Raw genomic sequence first — 14549 nt, forward strand, 5'->3', positions numbered from 1 at the left:
AGATGTGTATAAGAGACAGATCCAACCCATCGGGGGCAGACCCCCGATGGGTTGGATGGAACACGTCCCCATCTGACCCACACCGCCCGCGAGCAGGCATCTTCACCAAATCGCGGCAACTCCTGAATAAAAGTGCACCATCTTTTCCGCTGCGTGAATACTTCTGCATCCCTGTCTCTTGCTCGCGAAAAAACGCCTACAATACGCCAAAGCATTTCCGACCTTTAAGCCGGTACCGAGAGACCGAAAAGGAGAGAACATGGAACTTGGCACCACGCTGAACACGACAGCGGGCGTCGGCGCGCAGAAGGCTGCGCCGAGCGAGCTCGCGCAACGCATCATCCAACAGACAAGCAAAGGCTATCGCGGTCCCGCTATCCTCATGCTGGAGGACGGGACCGTTTTTTACGGCCGCGCGTGCGGAGCGGCCGGCACCTCGACCGGCGAAGTTTGCTTCAACACCTCGCTGGAGGGCTACTTCGAGGTCCTGACCGACCCGAGCTACGCCGGCCAGATCGTGACCATGACCTACCCGCAGATCGGCAACTACGGCATCGATCCCGCCGACGTGCAGAGCGCCTATCCCGGCAGTCCCGAGCGCGCCGCGGACGCCCCGGCGCTGCGCGGCATGGTCGTGCACGACATGTGCGCGACGCCCTCCAACTGGCGCAGCAGTCTGAGCGTCCCCGCCTACCTCGAGCAGCAGGGAATCGTGGCGATCGAGGGCGTGGACACGCGCGCGCTCGTGCGTCACCTGCGCGACCACGGTGCCCAGAAGGGCATCGTGTCCACCGAGGTCTTCGAGCTGACCGAGCTCGCGGCGCTGCTCGAGGCCGCGCCGAGCCTGGTCGGCCAGAACCTCGTGCGCACCGTGAGCTGCGCCGAGCCGCATGCCTATACGGCTGCCGACCTGCCTGCGCAGCACGCGTTTGCTTCCGCCCCCGCGGCCGAGGCCGGGCGCTACCGCGTCGTCGCCTACGACTGCGGCATCAAGCGGGGCATCCTGGAGGGGCTCGCCCGCGTCGGCTGCGACCTGACCGTGGTGCCGTGGGACACGCCAGCCGAGGATGTGCTCGCGCTTGAGCCCGACGGCGTCTTTCTCTCCAACGGCCCGGGCGACCCGGATGCGGTCGACAAGACCTACTCCCAGGTGGAGAAGCTTATCGGGCGCGTGCCGCTGTTCGGCATCTGCCTGGGGCACCAGATGATCAGCCTCGCGTGCGGCGCCACGATGGAAAAGCTCAAGTTTGGCCACCGCGGCGGCAACCAGCCGGTCATGAACCTGCTGTCGCGCCGCGTGGAGATCACCGCGCAAAATCACGGCTTCGGCCTGGTGTTCCCGACGCTCGGCGAGCTCGTCCCCGAGCTCTCGGGCGGCGTCGCCGAGCATCCCGCCGACGGCGACCTGCGCTTCTGGGTCGAGCGCGGCATCGCACCCGTCGTGTCCAACGAGCGCTTCGGCCGCATTCGCCTCACGCACGTGAACCTCAACGACGGCACGGCCGAGGGCATTCAGCTGCTCGACAAGCCGGCCTTCAGCGTGCAGTACCATCCCGAGGCCGCGCCCGGCCCCACCGACGCGCACTACCTGTTCACGGCCTTCGCGCGTCTCATGGATGGCGAGCCGGACTACCTGAACATCGACATCGCCACCGACCGCCTCGCCGGCTGGGTTTTCGCCAGCGAGTAATGGGTCAGATGGGGACGTGTTCGTTCCAACCCCTTTTGCCTGTGCGGGGGGAGGGGAGCGGGCACGTCGCCCAGGGGCCGGGACGAATCCGTCCCCAACCAACCCAAAAGGGGTTGGAAGGAACACGTCCCCAATCAACCCACGTCCCCAATCAACCCACCCAACCAACGGAGACGGCCTGCCTGCGTGCCGAAGACCGGCACGAACGAGGAGGAAGCCCGCATAGCGCGCGGCGACCGACGAGCAAGCGCCGAGATTCGGCACTTGAGCAGGCCGAAGGGATAGAGAAGAGGTTCCCATGCCCAAACGTGAAGATATCAAGAGAATCCTCGTCATCGGCTCCGGCCCCATCGTGATCGGCCAGGCCTGCGAGTTCGACTACTCCGGCGCCCAGGCCTGCAAGGTGCTGAAGGAGGAGGGGTACGAGGTCGTCCTCGTCAACTCCAACCCCGCGACCATCATGACCGATCCCGGCCTTGCCGACCGCACCTACGTCGAGCCCATCACGGCCGAGTTCGTGGAGCGCGTCATCGCCCGCGAGCACCCCGATGCGCTGCTGCCCACGCTCGGCGGCCAGACCGGCCTGAACGCGGCGGTCGAGCTCGCCAAAAACGGCACGCTCGACAAATACGGCGTCGAGATGATCGGCTGCGATCTGGCCGCCATCGAGCGCGGCGAGGACCGCAAGCTGTTCAACGAGGCCATGGACGAGATCGGCCTCGAGGTCGCGCGCTCGGGTTACGCCTACTCGGTCCAGGACGCCCTGGACATCGTCGCGCGCGTGGGCTACCCCTGCGTGCTGCGCCCGAGCTTCACCTTGGGCGGCGCGGGCGGCGGCATCGCCCACGACGAGGCCGAGCTCAAAGAGATCGTCTCCCAGGGCCTCGAGCTGTCGCCCGCCGGCGAGGTGCTCGTGGAGGAGTCCATCGAGGGCTGGAAAGAGTACGAGATGGAGGTCATGCGCGACCGCGCCGGCAACGGCATCATCGTGTGCTCCATCGAGAACCTCGACCCCATGGGCGTGCATACCGGCGACTCCATCACCGTCGCCCCCGCCCAGACGCTGTCCGACCTGGAGTACCAGCGCATGCGCACCGCGTCGCTCGCCATCCTCGAGAAGGTGGGCGTCGAGACCGGCGGCTCCAACGTGCAGTTCGCGGTGAACCCCGCGACCGGCCGCCTCATCGTCATCGAGATGAACCCGCGCGTGTCGCGCTCTTCGGCGCTCGCCTCCAAGGCCACCGGTTTCCCCATCGCCAAGGCCGCCGCGCGCCTGGCCGTGGGCTACACCCTCGACGAGATCGTCAACGACATCACGCGCGCCACGCCGGCGTGCTTCGAGCCGTCCATCGACTACTGCGTGGTCAAGGTGCCGCGCTTTGCGTTCGAGAAGTTCAAGGGCACCGACACGACGCTGTCCACGCGCATGAAGGCCGTGGGCGAGATTATGGCCATCGGCCGCACCTTCGAGGAGGCGTTCGGCAAGGCCATGCGCTCGCTCGAGGACGGACGCGCGGGCCTGCTTTCGCCCTCCGACGACCTTGGCGACCTGTCCGACGACGAGCTGTCCCGCGAGGTCGCCACGCCTACCGAGGGGCGCATCCATGCGGTCGTCGAGGCCCTGCGTCGCGGCTGGACGGTCGAGCGCCTGCACGACCTGTGCGGCATCGACCCGTGGTTCCTCGCGCGCCTGGCCGACATGGTGGCGGTGCGCGAGACCGTGCGCGGTCTGCGCGTGGAGGACATCGACGCCGACGCCATGCGCCTGCTCAAGCAGTATGGCGCGAGCGACGCCGAGATCGCCTGGCTCACGGGTTCCGACGAGCGCTTCGTGCGCGCCTACCGCAAGGGTCTGGGCGTCGTGCCGTCCATGAAGACGGTCGACACCTGCGCCGCCGAGTTCGCGAGCGCCACGGAGTACCACTACAAGACCTACGAGACGCCGCTGCGCGCGGGGCTTGCCGCCCGCCGCGCCTGCGCACCCGACGAGGTCACGCCCGCCTCGCGCCCCAAGGCCATGATCTTGGGCGCGGGTCCCAACCGCATCGGCCAGGGCATCGAGTTCGACTACTGCTGCGTGCACGCGAGTTACGCGCTGGCCGACCGCGGCTTCGAGACCATCATGGTCAACTGCAACCCCGAGACGGTGTCCACCGACTACGACACCTCGGACCGTCTGTACTTTGAGCCGCTGACCTACGAGGACGTCATGGACATCGTGGATGTCGAGCGCCCCGACGGCGTGGTGGTCACGCTCGGCGGGCAGACGCCGCTCAAGCTGGCGCGCATGCTGACCGAGTCGGGCGTGCACGTGATGGGCACGCAGCCCGATGCCATCGATTGGGCCGAGGACCGCGAACGCTTCAGCGCTCTGCTCGACCGCCTGGGCATCATGTACCCGCCGGCGGGCATGGCAACGAGCTTCGAGGAGGCCGAGCAGGTCGCGGCGCGCATCGGCTATCCGCTGCTCGTGCGCCCCTCCTACGTGCTGGGTGGCCGCGGCATGATGATCGCCTACGACGCGGAGCACCTGCGCGAGTACATGGCCGAGGCCGCGCGCATCAGCCCCGACTACCCAGTCTACCTCGACCGCTTCCTCGAGGGCGCGATCGAGTCCGACGTCGACGCCCTGTGCGACGGCGAGGAGGTCTACATCGGCGGCATCCTGGAGCACATCGAGGAGGCGGGCATCCACTCCGGCGACTCGGCAACCTGCATTCCGCCGTTCTCGTTCTCGGAGAGTTTGGTAGAGAAGCTGCGCGAGACCACGCGCCGCATTGCGCTCGCGCTCGGCGTGCGCGGCCTGGTAAACGTGCAGTACGCCATCCGCGGCGAGACCGTCTACGTTATCGAGGCCAACCCGCGCGCGAGCCGCACGGTGCCGTTTATCTCCAAGGCCACGGGCGTGCCGCTGGCCAAGGCGGCCGCCTGCATCATGGCGGGCGAGAAGATCGCCGACCTGGGGCTTCCCGCCGACGACCGGCCGCTCGACTGGTTCTGCATGAAGGAAGCCGTCATGCCGTGGGGACGCTTCCCCGGCGCCGACGTGGTGCTTGGCCCCGAGATGAAGTCGACCGGCGAGGTCATGGGTATCGCGCAGAGCTACCCGGAGGCGTACGCCAAGTCGCAGCTCGCTATCAGCTACGAGCTGCCCCGTCCCGGCAGCGGCAAGGTGTTCATCTCGGTGAACGACCGCGACAAGCGCCACATCCTGTCGCTTGCGCGCATCCTGCGCTACCTGGGATTTGATATCTGCTCGACGGCGGGTACGGCACGCGTGCTGGCGGGCGGAAACGTGAAGTGCGAGGTCGTGGAGAAGATCAGCGGCCCGCACCCCAACGTGGGCGACATGATCGCCGCAGGCGAGATCGCCTTCATCATCAACACGCCGTACGGACCCGGGTCGCGCGGCGACGGCTACATCGTGCGCACCGAGGCCGTGCGCCGCGGCGTGACCTGCCTGACGGCGCTGTCGGCGGCCAACGCCTTCGTGGCTGCCGTCGAGGCTGTCGAGCAGGCGGGCGCTGCCGGCGAGGGCTCCGGTATGGAGGTCATCGCGCTGCAGGATCTGCCGCAGTACGAGATCTAGCACGGGCGACAACCTGGCGACACGCGGCGCGCTGCGGGGCACGTTCCCGCAGCGCGCCGCTTTTTTGGCTGCCGCGCCAGCGGCGCCGGACGTGAAATGAGGGCAGGTGTCTTTTCCGTCAGCGGCGCGTTTCCGCCGAAAGACGTTCGCAAAAAACGGTACCCCCGTTTAGGGGACGGTTCTGAGCCGGCCACTCGAGTAGAGCCTGAAACGGCAAGCTTTCTACCTGCTGATTTTCTGATGCTCAGGGCACCGGTACTTGAGGACCCTTCGCAAAACCGTCTTCTAAACGGGGGTAGTGATTTCCGGCTCGTCTCGCGCCGGCGTTTTCACGGTCGCTCGGCTCGGAAACGGGGTCGCACCGAGGTGAAAAACGCCAGGCGCCATTTCGCGCTGTCGAGGGGCGTGCGTCGGGCCGTGTCCGGGTACACTCTTCGTGTATGCACATGAAAGGGGTTTCCATGCAACAGGTGCTTCTTGCGATTCTGACGGTCCAGCAGCAGACTGGCTCGTCCAACCCGCTGATCTATTTGCTCGTTGTGGCGCTCGCGGCGTTTTTCGGCGCGGGGTTCTATGCAGTTCGTTCGCGCCGGGAGCAAGGTGGTTCCACCGGGCGGTCGAACACGGCCCGCAAGAAGCGCCCGCATAAGAAGAAATAGCCGATATCCTGCGCACACAGGACCGTGCCGTGCGGGCGCGGCTATACTGGGATAGTTCGTAGTTAAGGGACGGGCACTCCGCCCGCCGCCGCTCTCAACAGGAGGCACATCATGGCAGATACCGCCGACAAGACCCCGCTTGTGGGCATCATCATGGGTTCCAAGTCCGACCTTCCCACCATGGAGGGCTGCACGGCTGAGCTCGAGCGCCTGGGCGTTCCCTACGAGCTGGTCATCGCCAGCGCCCACCGCACACCCGACAAGGTTCACGAGTGGGCCGGTTCCGCAGCCGAGCGCGGCATCAAGGTGATCGTCGCCGCCGCCGGCAAGGCCGCGCACCTGGGCGGTGTCGTCGCTGCGTTCACGCCGCTGCCGGTCATCGGCGTCCCCATGAAGACGAGTGACCTGGGCGGCTTGGATTCCCTGCTGTCCATGGTGCAGATGCCCTCCGGCGTGCCGGTGGCCTGCGTGGCCATCAACGGCGCCAAGAACGCGGCGATCTACGCCACGCAGATCCTGGGCGCCACCATGCCCGAGTACCGCGCGGTGGTCGAGGACCTCAAGCGCGAGATGGCCGAGGCGTAACACCTCGTCAGCACACTGAGAACACGTTCGCTGAGCGCAGAGAAAGGCGACGACCATGGGTCTAATGGACGGCCTCGACATCTTGGACGACGCGCAGGGTGCATCCGGGTGCAACGCGTCTGCTGACGCGCCTGCGTCCACCCCTGCATCCGACGCCGCGGGTCGCGTTCCCACGCCGACGGCGGGCGCCGTTTCCGCTCCCGCATCTGCGCCGAAAACACGCATGGTTCCGGCCGGAAGCCATTTTGCCGGGGTTCGTGCGTCGCAGGCGTCCGACCCCGTTGCCCGCCCCGCCGGTTCCCGCTTTGCGGGCCCTGCGCCTGCAACGGCCCCTGCAGCGGGGCGCCCGGCCGGTTCGCGCTTCGCCTCCGCAAACGCCGCGCATCCCGCTTCGATGCCGACTGCGCCGGCTGACTCCGCGACGCCCCAGGCGACGGCTCGCCCGGCGGGAAGGCGCTTCGCCTCCGCTTCGGCAGCCGGTCAGCCCGCTGCCGGCGCTGCGGCAGATGCCCGCCCCGCCGGTTCCCGCTTCGCGTCCGCCGGGGCGGCCGCTCCGGCCCGTCGCGCCGCTGCCTCGCCTATGACGACCGAGCAGTGGGTCGCCATCGCGAGCTCCTCCAAACGCAATGCGGGCTCGGCGGCAACCTCAGGTCCGCGTCCGTCCGCTGTTTCGGCCCGTACGCCGGCTTCGGCTCCGGCGGCATCCGCGGGCACCATGCCCGCGTATCGCACGGCGGCGCCCCAGGCCACCCCGGCCGTGCCCGCGTCTGCCCCCGCCGCGTCCGCGGTCCCGGCGCCCCAGGCCGCACCCGCCGCAACCGCGCCCACGCCCCAGGCGGTCTCGCGTACCTTCAGCCGCCGCATCCCCGCGCTCGACAACCAGCCCGCCGATCCCGAGAACGACACCTCGGTGACCGCATCCATCCCGGTCTCCGCGCAGGCTGCCCGCACCGCACGGGCCGCCCGCACCGATCGCGCCGCAGCTTCCGACGCCGCGCGCTCCCATGCCGTCCAGAGCCCGGTCGCCGTAGGCGGCGAGCCTCCCCGCGGTCCGCGCGGCAAGCGCCGCTCCCGCGATGACGGCGGCGAGCGTCGCGGCGGCTCGAAGCTCTCCATCGTTTTGATCGTGCTCGGCATTATCCTGCTTATCGTCGCCGCGGGCATCTTCGTGTCCGCCCAGATCGGCTACCGCCAGGCGCAGGAGGCCTACAGCGAGATCCAACAGTACGCGGTCTCCTCCGACGAGGGCGACGGCGTCCCGGACGTCGACTTTGACGCGCTTGCCGAGATCAATCCCGACGTTGTGGGCTGGCTGTATATCCCGGGCACCGTGGTCAACTACCCGGTCGTCCAGACCGATGACAACACCACGTACCTGACCACGCTGTTCGACCTGTCGGGCAACGGTTCGGGCACGATCTTCATGGACATGGACGACACCGCGCCGGGTATGGTCGACCAGCAGACCACGTTGTACGGGCACCACATGTACGACGGCTCCATGCTGAAGGTCATCGACAACACCACCAACCAGGCCGACTTCGACAAGATCGGGAAGGTCTACTACATCACGCGCGACGCGACCTACACCATGACGCCGCTGTTCACCGCGCAGGTCGAGGACACATACCTCGACGCGCGCACGCCTAACTTCACGGGTGAGGGCGAATCGCTCCAGGCCTACCTCGAGGACATCTATACCTACGCCAAGGCGCAGGCGCCCGACGCTCAGGAGCGAATCGGCTCGACCGACAAGGTCATGAGCCTGATCACCTGCGCGGGCGAGATCATCCCCCGCACGACGCGCGCCGTCATGGTGCTGTCTGTGGACGCCGAGACCGCGCGGCAGTAGGCCGGGCGCCCGAGCTCCGCGCAGCGAAGGGCACGCTCGTCCGACAGCGCGAACCCAAGGCGGGTCGGTCGGACCTGCCTGGCCCGTGGCACTGCGCCGCGCCGCGCCCGCGAAACCGCCTGGCTATCCTTACGGCTCCGCCGACCGCTATCTGGGCAGCGTGCCCTCGTAGCGGCGCTTGAGCGTGCGAAGCCGTTCAAGTTCGTCGGTCGCCGTCCCGTCGAGATGGGCCGCGACGGCGACGACGAGTGCGTCGACCAACGCGATGGCGCTGGTCATGGAATGGTATTCGAGCGGTTCGCCCCGGTACACGACAAGCTCGATGTCAGCGTGGGCGTTGGCCTCGCGCAGCGCCCTGCTGGTAAAAAGCACCGAAGTCGCGCCGACGGCGTTCGCATGCTCGATGGCTACGCGGCTTTCGGCAGGCAACCGTGAGAACCCGAAGGTCACCAGCGCGCTGTCCCGACGCGCGTGCACGAGCCCCTCGAACAGTTCAGATCCTCCCGCCGGCAGCATCTCGACGCGCTTCCCGAAGCGCGCCAAGCGAAAGCGCAGCAGCTCGGCGCAGGCAACGGCAGCGCCCTTGCCATGGATGAGCACGAGCTTTGCATCTGCCAGCGCGCGTGCGGCGCGTCCGAACGCATCGGCGTCGAGGCGTTGCGCCGTGATGTCGAGGTATCCCTGCTGCCCCTTCAAAAAAGCCGCAGCGGATGACGTCCCGCCCTCGATGCTTGCCGCGATCTTCTCTGCCGGCCCCAACGTACTTGCCGCAACTGCCCCCTTGAGCTCTTTAAAATCCCGAAAGCCGGCGTGCCGTGCAAACCGGGAGACCGTGGCATCAGATACGCCCAGGCGTGCGGCAAGCTGCTGGATGGGCATGACCAAAAACTCGGTGGGGTTGGACGAGATGAAGTCGATGATGGCGTGTTCTGCCTGGGTATAGGCAATTCCTTGCTTGAACAACGATATCGGCGACATACGGGTCCTTTCATGGGAAGGGCAGATGAGCGCTGGCCGCTCGGCTCGGCGGCGACGGCGGGGCCGGTAGCCCTATGCGACGGCGGAGCCGGCGGCCCTATGCGGCGACGTCGGCGTCAGCGATCCTATGCGGCAGGGCCGGCGAGAATCGTCTCCACGTAGCTGCCGCCCAAGCGGTCGATCTCCTTGAGCGCGCGCTTGAGGGTGGCCGCCGTAAGGACGCGGAACTCAAGGTCCTCGGCGAACTCGATCTGATAGGCGCGCTCGTGCACCTGCTCGAACAGCTCATCAAACGTCGAGCAGGGGTGCGCCATGCGCGTGACGACGCAGCCGTACTGGAACGCCTGGTGCGTGTCCGACCCCGAGACAACGGGAACACCGCCTATGCGCTGGGCGAAGGCGTAGGTCCGCTCGACGGTGCGCGTGCGGTCGTGGCTCAGGTCCTTACCGTTCAGGTCGACAAACTCAAAGCGACGCAGCTGGTCGCAGGTGAGCTCGGGGATGCGCCCCGGGGCGCGGAAGGGGTGGCCTGCCCCAAAGTGCAGCCCGCGGCGCTCCACCTCATCGGCCAGCTCATCGAAGGGCAGGAACGCATCCTTCGCTTTATGCGGTTCAAGCGCGCGGTTAAACGCCAGGATGTCCTCCATGGGGCCAAGCACGAGGGTGTGGCCGCGCTCAGCGATGTCGACCTCCATGCCGGGAAACACCAACAGGCCGTTGACGTCAAAGGCGTCGCCCACGCGCGGATAGCGCGACGAGATATCGGCGTACACCTGCTGGAAGCCCTGGGTGTTGAAATGCTCGGTGAGGCAAAGAGCGTCCAGCCCGGCACGCTTTGCCGAGGCGAACAGCCAGTCGGTGTAGTCGGGCGAGAAGGCGAGGTACTTGGCGAGTTTGCCGTGGGTATGGAAATCGATGATCACGAGAGAACCTCCAGGATGCGGGGTGCGGCGAAGCAGAGCGCGACCCATAGCGCGCTAACGGTTGCGAAGATGGCCTCCCGACGTCCGGCGTGTAGCGACGAGAGCTTGATCTTGAGCACCTTCATGTTGGTCGCGGCGTAGCGATACCCCTTGAGCTCAAGCGCCTCGACGGTGGTGCGGGAGCGCTTGGCGGTGTTGAGCATGAGCGGATAGAACGACTGCACGATGGTCTTCACCTGGTAGATAATCCAACGCACCTTTCCACCGAGCGTCTCGTGCGCGGGCGCGCGCCCGCGCAGGCGGAAGGAAAGCAGGATGTTTTGCAGCTCCTCCATGAGGATGGGCAGGATGCGGTAGGCAAAACCGATCGAGAAGGACAGGCGCTCGGGGCACCCGAACCACAGCAGGCCGTTCGAGAGCTTGTCGGGATCGAGCCCCGAAAACACCGTGATGCTTGCAAGCGAGACCGTGGCGACTTTGAGCGTCAGCACGAGCAGCGGGATGAGCGTCGACAGATTGCCGCCGAAGAACAGCGACACGATGAACATATAGCCCGTCTGCGAGAAGACGCCGAGCGCGAAGACGAACAGCACGAGCGGCGCCACGCGCGCCAGACGCGTCGTGGCGGCGGTGAACAGGAACATCCCCAGCAAGATGGCGACATCGCTTATGAACCACGGCGCCAGGCCGAAAAAGAGGTACCACAGCAGAAGGACGCGCGGATCGAGCTTGGCGATGGGCGTGTCATCGTTGCCGTAGGCGTTTTTAAGCACCTGGTCGCGCAAAAAGTCGATGGAAACCTTATCCATGACGTTTTCAGAGAGCTTTTCGATCATGCGTCATCACCTTCCCGTCTGCCCGCCTGCCGCTCGCGCCATGCGGGGAAGCAGGCAAGGAAGTCATTTAGGGTATAGCAGGCCGCGCTGCAGTCGAGCGCCTGCCCCATCGCGAAGATCTCGGGTGGGCGGATGCCCGAGCGGGCGACCACCGCGGCGTCCATGAAGATCTCGTCGGGCGTGCCGTCGCCGATGACCTCGCCGTCGCACAGCACGATGATGCGGTCGGCAAACTGGCATACGAGCTGCATGTCATGGGTGGCGATGACGACGGTGTCCGTCACGCCGCGCAGGTCCGCCACGAGCCCGATGATCTCCTGACGCGTTCCGATGTCGAGGTTGGCGGTCGGCTCATCCAACAGCAGCACAGGCGGGTCGAGCGCAATGCCGATGGCGAGCGAGGCGCGTCGCATCTGGCCTCCGGACATCAGGCGGCCATCGCGGTCCGCGAGCTCAGCCAGGCGGAAGCGCGCGAGCAGCTCCTCCGCGCGCTGCCGCGCGTCCGCGACACCGCGTGCGCGCATGGCGAACTCGATATCGGCGCGGATCGAGTCCTTGATAAACATCTGCTCGGGATTTTGATAGACAAGCGAGATGGTCTCGGAGAGCTCGTCGGGCCCTAAGTCGCGCGTCGGCGTGCCGTTGAGCAGCACTTCGCCTGTCTGCGGTTTGACCAGGCCGCACATGAGCTTCATGAGCGTGGATTTTCCGGCGCCGTTGGAGCCGACGAGTGCGATCTTCTCACCCTGGCGGATGTCAAGGTCAAGGCCGCGGAAGACGTTTCGGGGTTCGCCCTTGACGCTGCGGTAGCTCACATCGACGCCGCGAAAGGACACCGCCGGAACGCTTGAGGCTTCCACCTGCTTCTTGCAATCCGCGCTATGGGGCGGCACGAACGGGACATTCGCAAACGCAGCGAAGCCCTCCTCGACGGTCGTGGGGAGCGGCGCATGCTCGGCGAGCGCCCCGACGCGCTGAAGCTCACGGCCGGCGAGGGCGATCTGCGGCGGGTGCACGTCGCTCGCCTCCAGGTCCTCGATTCGCTGGAGCGCCTCGTGCGCGGGAAGGGTCCAAGCGATGGCGCCGTCGTGCATGAGCGCAGCCGACGAGCAGTACTCGGCGATGAAGTCGGTATGGTGCTCGATGACGATGATCGTCTTGCCGTGGTTTTCGTTGAGATCGCGCAGGACCTCGTACGTCTGGCGTGCGTGGTAGGGGTCGAGCTGGGCGACCGGCTCGTCAAGCACGATGATGTCGGGGCCGAGTGCGATGGCGCCCGCAAGCGCGAGGAGGTGCTTTTGGCCTCCGGACAGCTGCCAGATGTAGGAGTCCGCGCGCTCGGCGAGGCCGCACAGCTCGAGTGCGCGCATGCCGCGCTCGAGATAGTCGTCAAACGCGTAGTTCAGGCAGGCGAAGGACGCCTCGTCCAAGACGGTAGGGCGCACGAGCTGGTTTTCGAAGTCCTGGTAGACGTATCCGATGCGCTGCGCGAGCTCGCCGATTTGCGCGGTGGCGGCATCCGTGCCACACACCGTGATGGACCCGGTGAGGTCGCCGACGATGAACTGGGGAATGAGGCCGTTCATCGTCTTGCAGAGCGTGGACTTTCCGCAGCCGTTCGCGCCCATGATGGCGAGAAAATCGCCCTCCGGCACGTCGAGGTCGACATGCCGGAGGGTCGGGGCTGCTGCTCCGGGATAGGTGAAGGTGACATCCGTCAGGGTTACAGCAGACACGCGTCGGCTCCTCTACGCGTTCTTAAGCTGAGCGGAGCGACGTGCCCAGAAGGCGGCGACGAGTGCGACGACGGCCGCCACGGCGATGCCGGCGAAGATGGCCGTCTGGCTTTCGGCCCACTCAGCTTCCCACTCGATGATGGACATGCCGGCCTTGGAGACGCAGGCGACCACGATGGCGACGATGAAGCCCACGACCGACCAGCCGATGACACGGCCGCTCAGGGCAGGAGCCGCATCGTTGTCAGCCGTGCGCGGCTTGCAGCCCAGCAGCGGCTCGATCTTGCCGTACAGGCGCGGCACCAAAAATAGGGTGGGCAGCAGGCAGAACAGGATACCCGAGAAGCACAGATCGTTCAGGAACGCGAAGCCCTCGGTGGCAAAGACCGACTCAGGGAGGCCTGCGACGGCTTCGAAGTCGTCCACGGCGACCTGGACCTTCACGATGTCGACCACCGCGCTCATGGCGAGCTGGATGGCCGGACCGGTGATAGCGGCGATGGCGACCTGCTTGACGCTCTTGGGGTTGCGAACCATGAGGCCGGCGATGTAGACGCCGATGGTCACGGTCAGGAACTTCTCGAGCTCGCCCAAGCCGCCGAACTGGCCAAGCATGATCTCGGAAAACACAAGCTCACCGGTCGCGGCGCCTAGGGCAGCGGACAGCGGGTCGAAGAGCATGGCCAAGGTGAGCGGGATAAACAGGAAGAACTCGACGGACAGCTCGACGATGCCGATCTGAATCGACGGAATGAGCTCGGAGATGAGCGTGGCCAAACCGTACAGGGACATGGATAGGACGAAGACCATCAGCTTCTGGGGCTGCGTGGCCCCACGTTCGGCGATAGATGACATAGCGGTTCCCCTCTTTCGTGGAATGCGGTGCATTGCCGGCATGCTCAAGATTAGGGGTCTACCTGCCAAAATTGTTAAACGCTTCGTAAGATGAAAATAAGCTTTCGCGGGACGCGTGCATGAAAATAAAGAGGTCGTGGCGCGACGGGCGGTGCGCCTACGTGGGGTCAGTCGTGCAAATGAACGATGTGACGTCTTTACGGATGGTTTACAAAGCGGACGCGGAGTCTTCGGCGGTACAATCGGGCCGTTCTGTGTGGCGGCGCGGCGCGGGCGCGTCCGGGCGTGCTGCCAGCGGTAAATCGACCGAAAGGTGCTCCTGTGGCAACCATGCCCTCTATCGACTCCTGGCTCGCCGAGGCCAAAGCCGACCCGTCGGCGGATTCGTGCGGTATGTACCTTGTCCACAACGGAACGGTGCGCGCGACGCCTAAATCCGAGGTGCGCGGCAGCGAGGCGCCACCGTGCGGGCTGCGCCCGGGCGAGCGCGTCGCAGGCATGCGCTTCTCCTACGATGCGGATGCGGTCGATGCCGCGGTGGCCGCGGCGCGCGCAATGCCTGGCATCGGCTACGTGCGCGTCTGGCTCAACGAGGGCGAGCTTGCCGTGGGCGACGACATCATGCTCGTGCTTATCGGCGGCGACATCCGCCCGCATGTGGTCGAAGCCCTCCAGGCGCTCGTCTGCCGGCTCAAAGACGAGTGCGTCACCGAGGTCGAGCTGCCGGCATAGCGCCTGCGCCGTCGGCGTGGCGATTGCGGTGCCGCAGGGCACCGCGCTGCTGGCATAACGCTTGCGCAGCAGGCGTCCACACCTCGACGACGCGGCGCACATGTTCCTTCTGGT

At 66.4% G+C, this 14549-nt stretch carries 11 protein-coding genes; 6 read left to right on the forward strand and 5 right to left on the reverse strand.

Features of this window, described 5'->3' with window-relative positions; translation table 11 throughout:
* Positions 1 to 259 precede the first annotated feature (259 nt).
* From carA to QUW00_RS08590, 5 genes are all read left to right on the forward strand, one after another.
* On the forward strand, positions 260 to 1690 hold the full coding sequence (gene carA / locus QUW00_RS08570; RefSeq protein WP_289613965.1) for a glutamine-hydrolyzing carbamoyl-phosphate synthase small subunit: 1431 nt from the start codon (positions 260 to 262) through the stop codon (positions 1688 to 1690).
* Between the two features lie 298 nt (positions 1691 to 1988).
* Entirely contained in the window at positions 1989 to 5279 is a 3291-nt protein-coding gene (gene carB / locus QUW00_RS08575; protein ID WP_289613966.1) for a carbamoyl-phosphate synthase large subunit, read from the forward strand.
* Positions 5280 to 5740: 461 nt separating this feature from the next.
* Complete coding sequence (locus QUW00_RS08580) at positions 5741 to 5938, forward strand: hypothetical protein (protein WP_289613967.1); 198 nt, start codon at positions 5741 to 5743, stop codon at positions 5936 to 5938.
* 111 nt (positions 5939 to 6049) lie between these two features.
* Positions 6050 to 6523 (forward strand): 5-(carboxyamino)imidazole ribonucleotide mutase, encoded by a 474-nt coding sequence (gene purE / locus QUW00_RS08585; protein WP_289613968.1) that lies wholly within the window; start codon positions 6050 to 6052, stop codon positions 6521 to 6523.
* Between the two features lie 55 nt (positions 6524 to 6578).
* Complete coding sequence (locus tag QUW00_RS08590) at positions 6579 to 8375, forward strand: sortase domain-containing protein (protein ID WP_289613969.1); 1797 nt, start codon at positions 6579 to 6581, stop codon at positions 8373 to 8375.
* A 147-nt stretch (positions 8376 to 8522) separates the two neighbouring features.
* Here the strand turns inward: QUW00_RS08590 and QUW00_RS08595 are convergent, their stop codons facing one another.
* From QUW00_RS08595 to QUW00_RS08615, 5 genes are all read right to left on the reverse strand, one after another.
* Positions 8523 to 9353, reverse strand: coding sequence for a MurR/RpiR family transcriptional regulator (locus QUW00_RS08595; protein ID WP_289613970.1), 831 nt, complete (start codon positions 9351 to 9353; stop codon positions 8523 to 8525).
* A gap of 125 nt (positions 9354 to 9478) precedes the next feature.
* A complete protein-coding gene (locus QUW00_RS08600) occupies positions 9479 to 10276 on the reverse strand; it encodes a PHP-associated domain-containing protein (RefSeq protein WP_289613971.1) in 798 nt (265 codons plus the stop codon).
* The gene (locus QUW00_RS08605) at positions 10273 to 11112 is read right to left on the reverse strand and encodes an energy-coupling factor transporter transmembrane component T family protein (protein WP_289613972.1); all 840 of its coding nucleotides are present in this window, start codon (positions 11110 to 11112) and stop codon (positions 10273 to 10275) included. Before QUW00_RS08605 ends, QUW00_RS08600 begins: the two co-directional genes overlap by 4 nt.
* Entirely contained in the window at positions 11109 to 12848 is a 1740-nt protein-coding gene (locus tag QUW00_RS08610) for an ABC transporter ATP-binding protein (protein WP_289613973.1), read from the reverse strand. Before QUW00_RS08610 ends, QUW00_RS08605 begins: the two co-directional genes overlap by 4 nt.
* A 12-nt stretch (positions 12849 to 12860) precedes the next feature.
* Positions 12861 to 13703, reverse strand: coding sequence for a hypothetical protein (locus QUW00_RS08615; RefSeq protein ID WP_289613974.1), 843 nt, complete (start codon positions 13701 to 13703; stop codon positions 12861 to 12863).
* A gap of 330 nt (positions 13704 to 14033) precedes the next feature.
* Here QUW00_RS08615 and QUW00_RS08620 point away from each other — a divergent pair, with 330 nt between their 5' ends.
* Positions 14034 to 14435: a molybdenum cofactor biosynthesis protein MoaE gene (locus tag QUW00_RS08620; protein WP_289613999.1), complete on the forward strand. Its 402-nt coding sequence runs from the start codon at positions 14034 to 14036 to the stop codon at positions 14433 to 14435.
* The last annotated feature ends 114 nt before the right edge of the window (positions 14436 to 14549 follow it).

Source organism: Collinsella tanakaei, from assembly GCF_030373545.1.
GTDB lineage: Bacteria > Actinomycetota > Coriobacteriia > Coriobacteriales > Coriobacteriaceae > Collinsella > Collinsella tanakaei_C.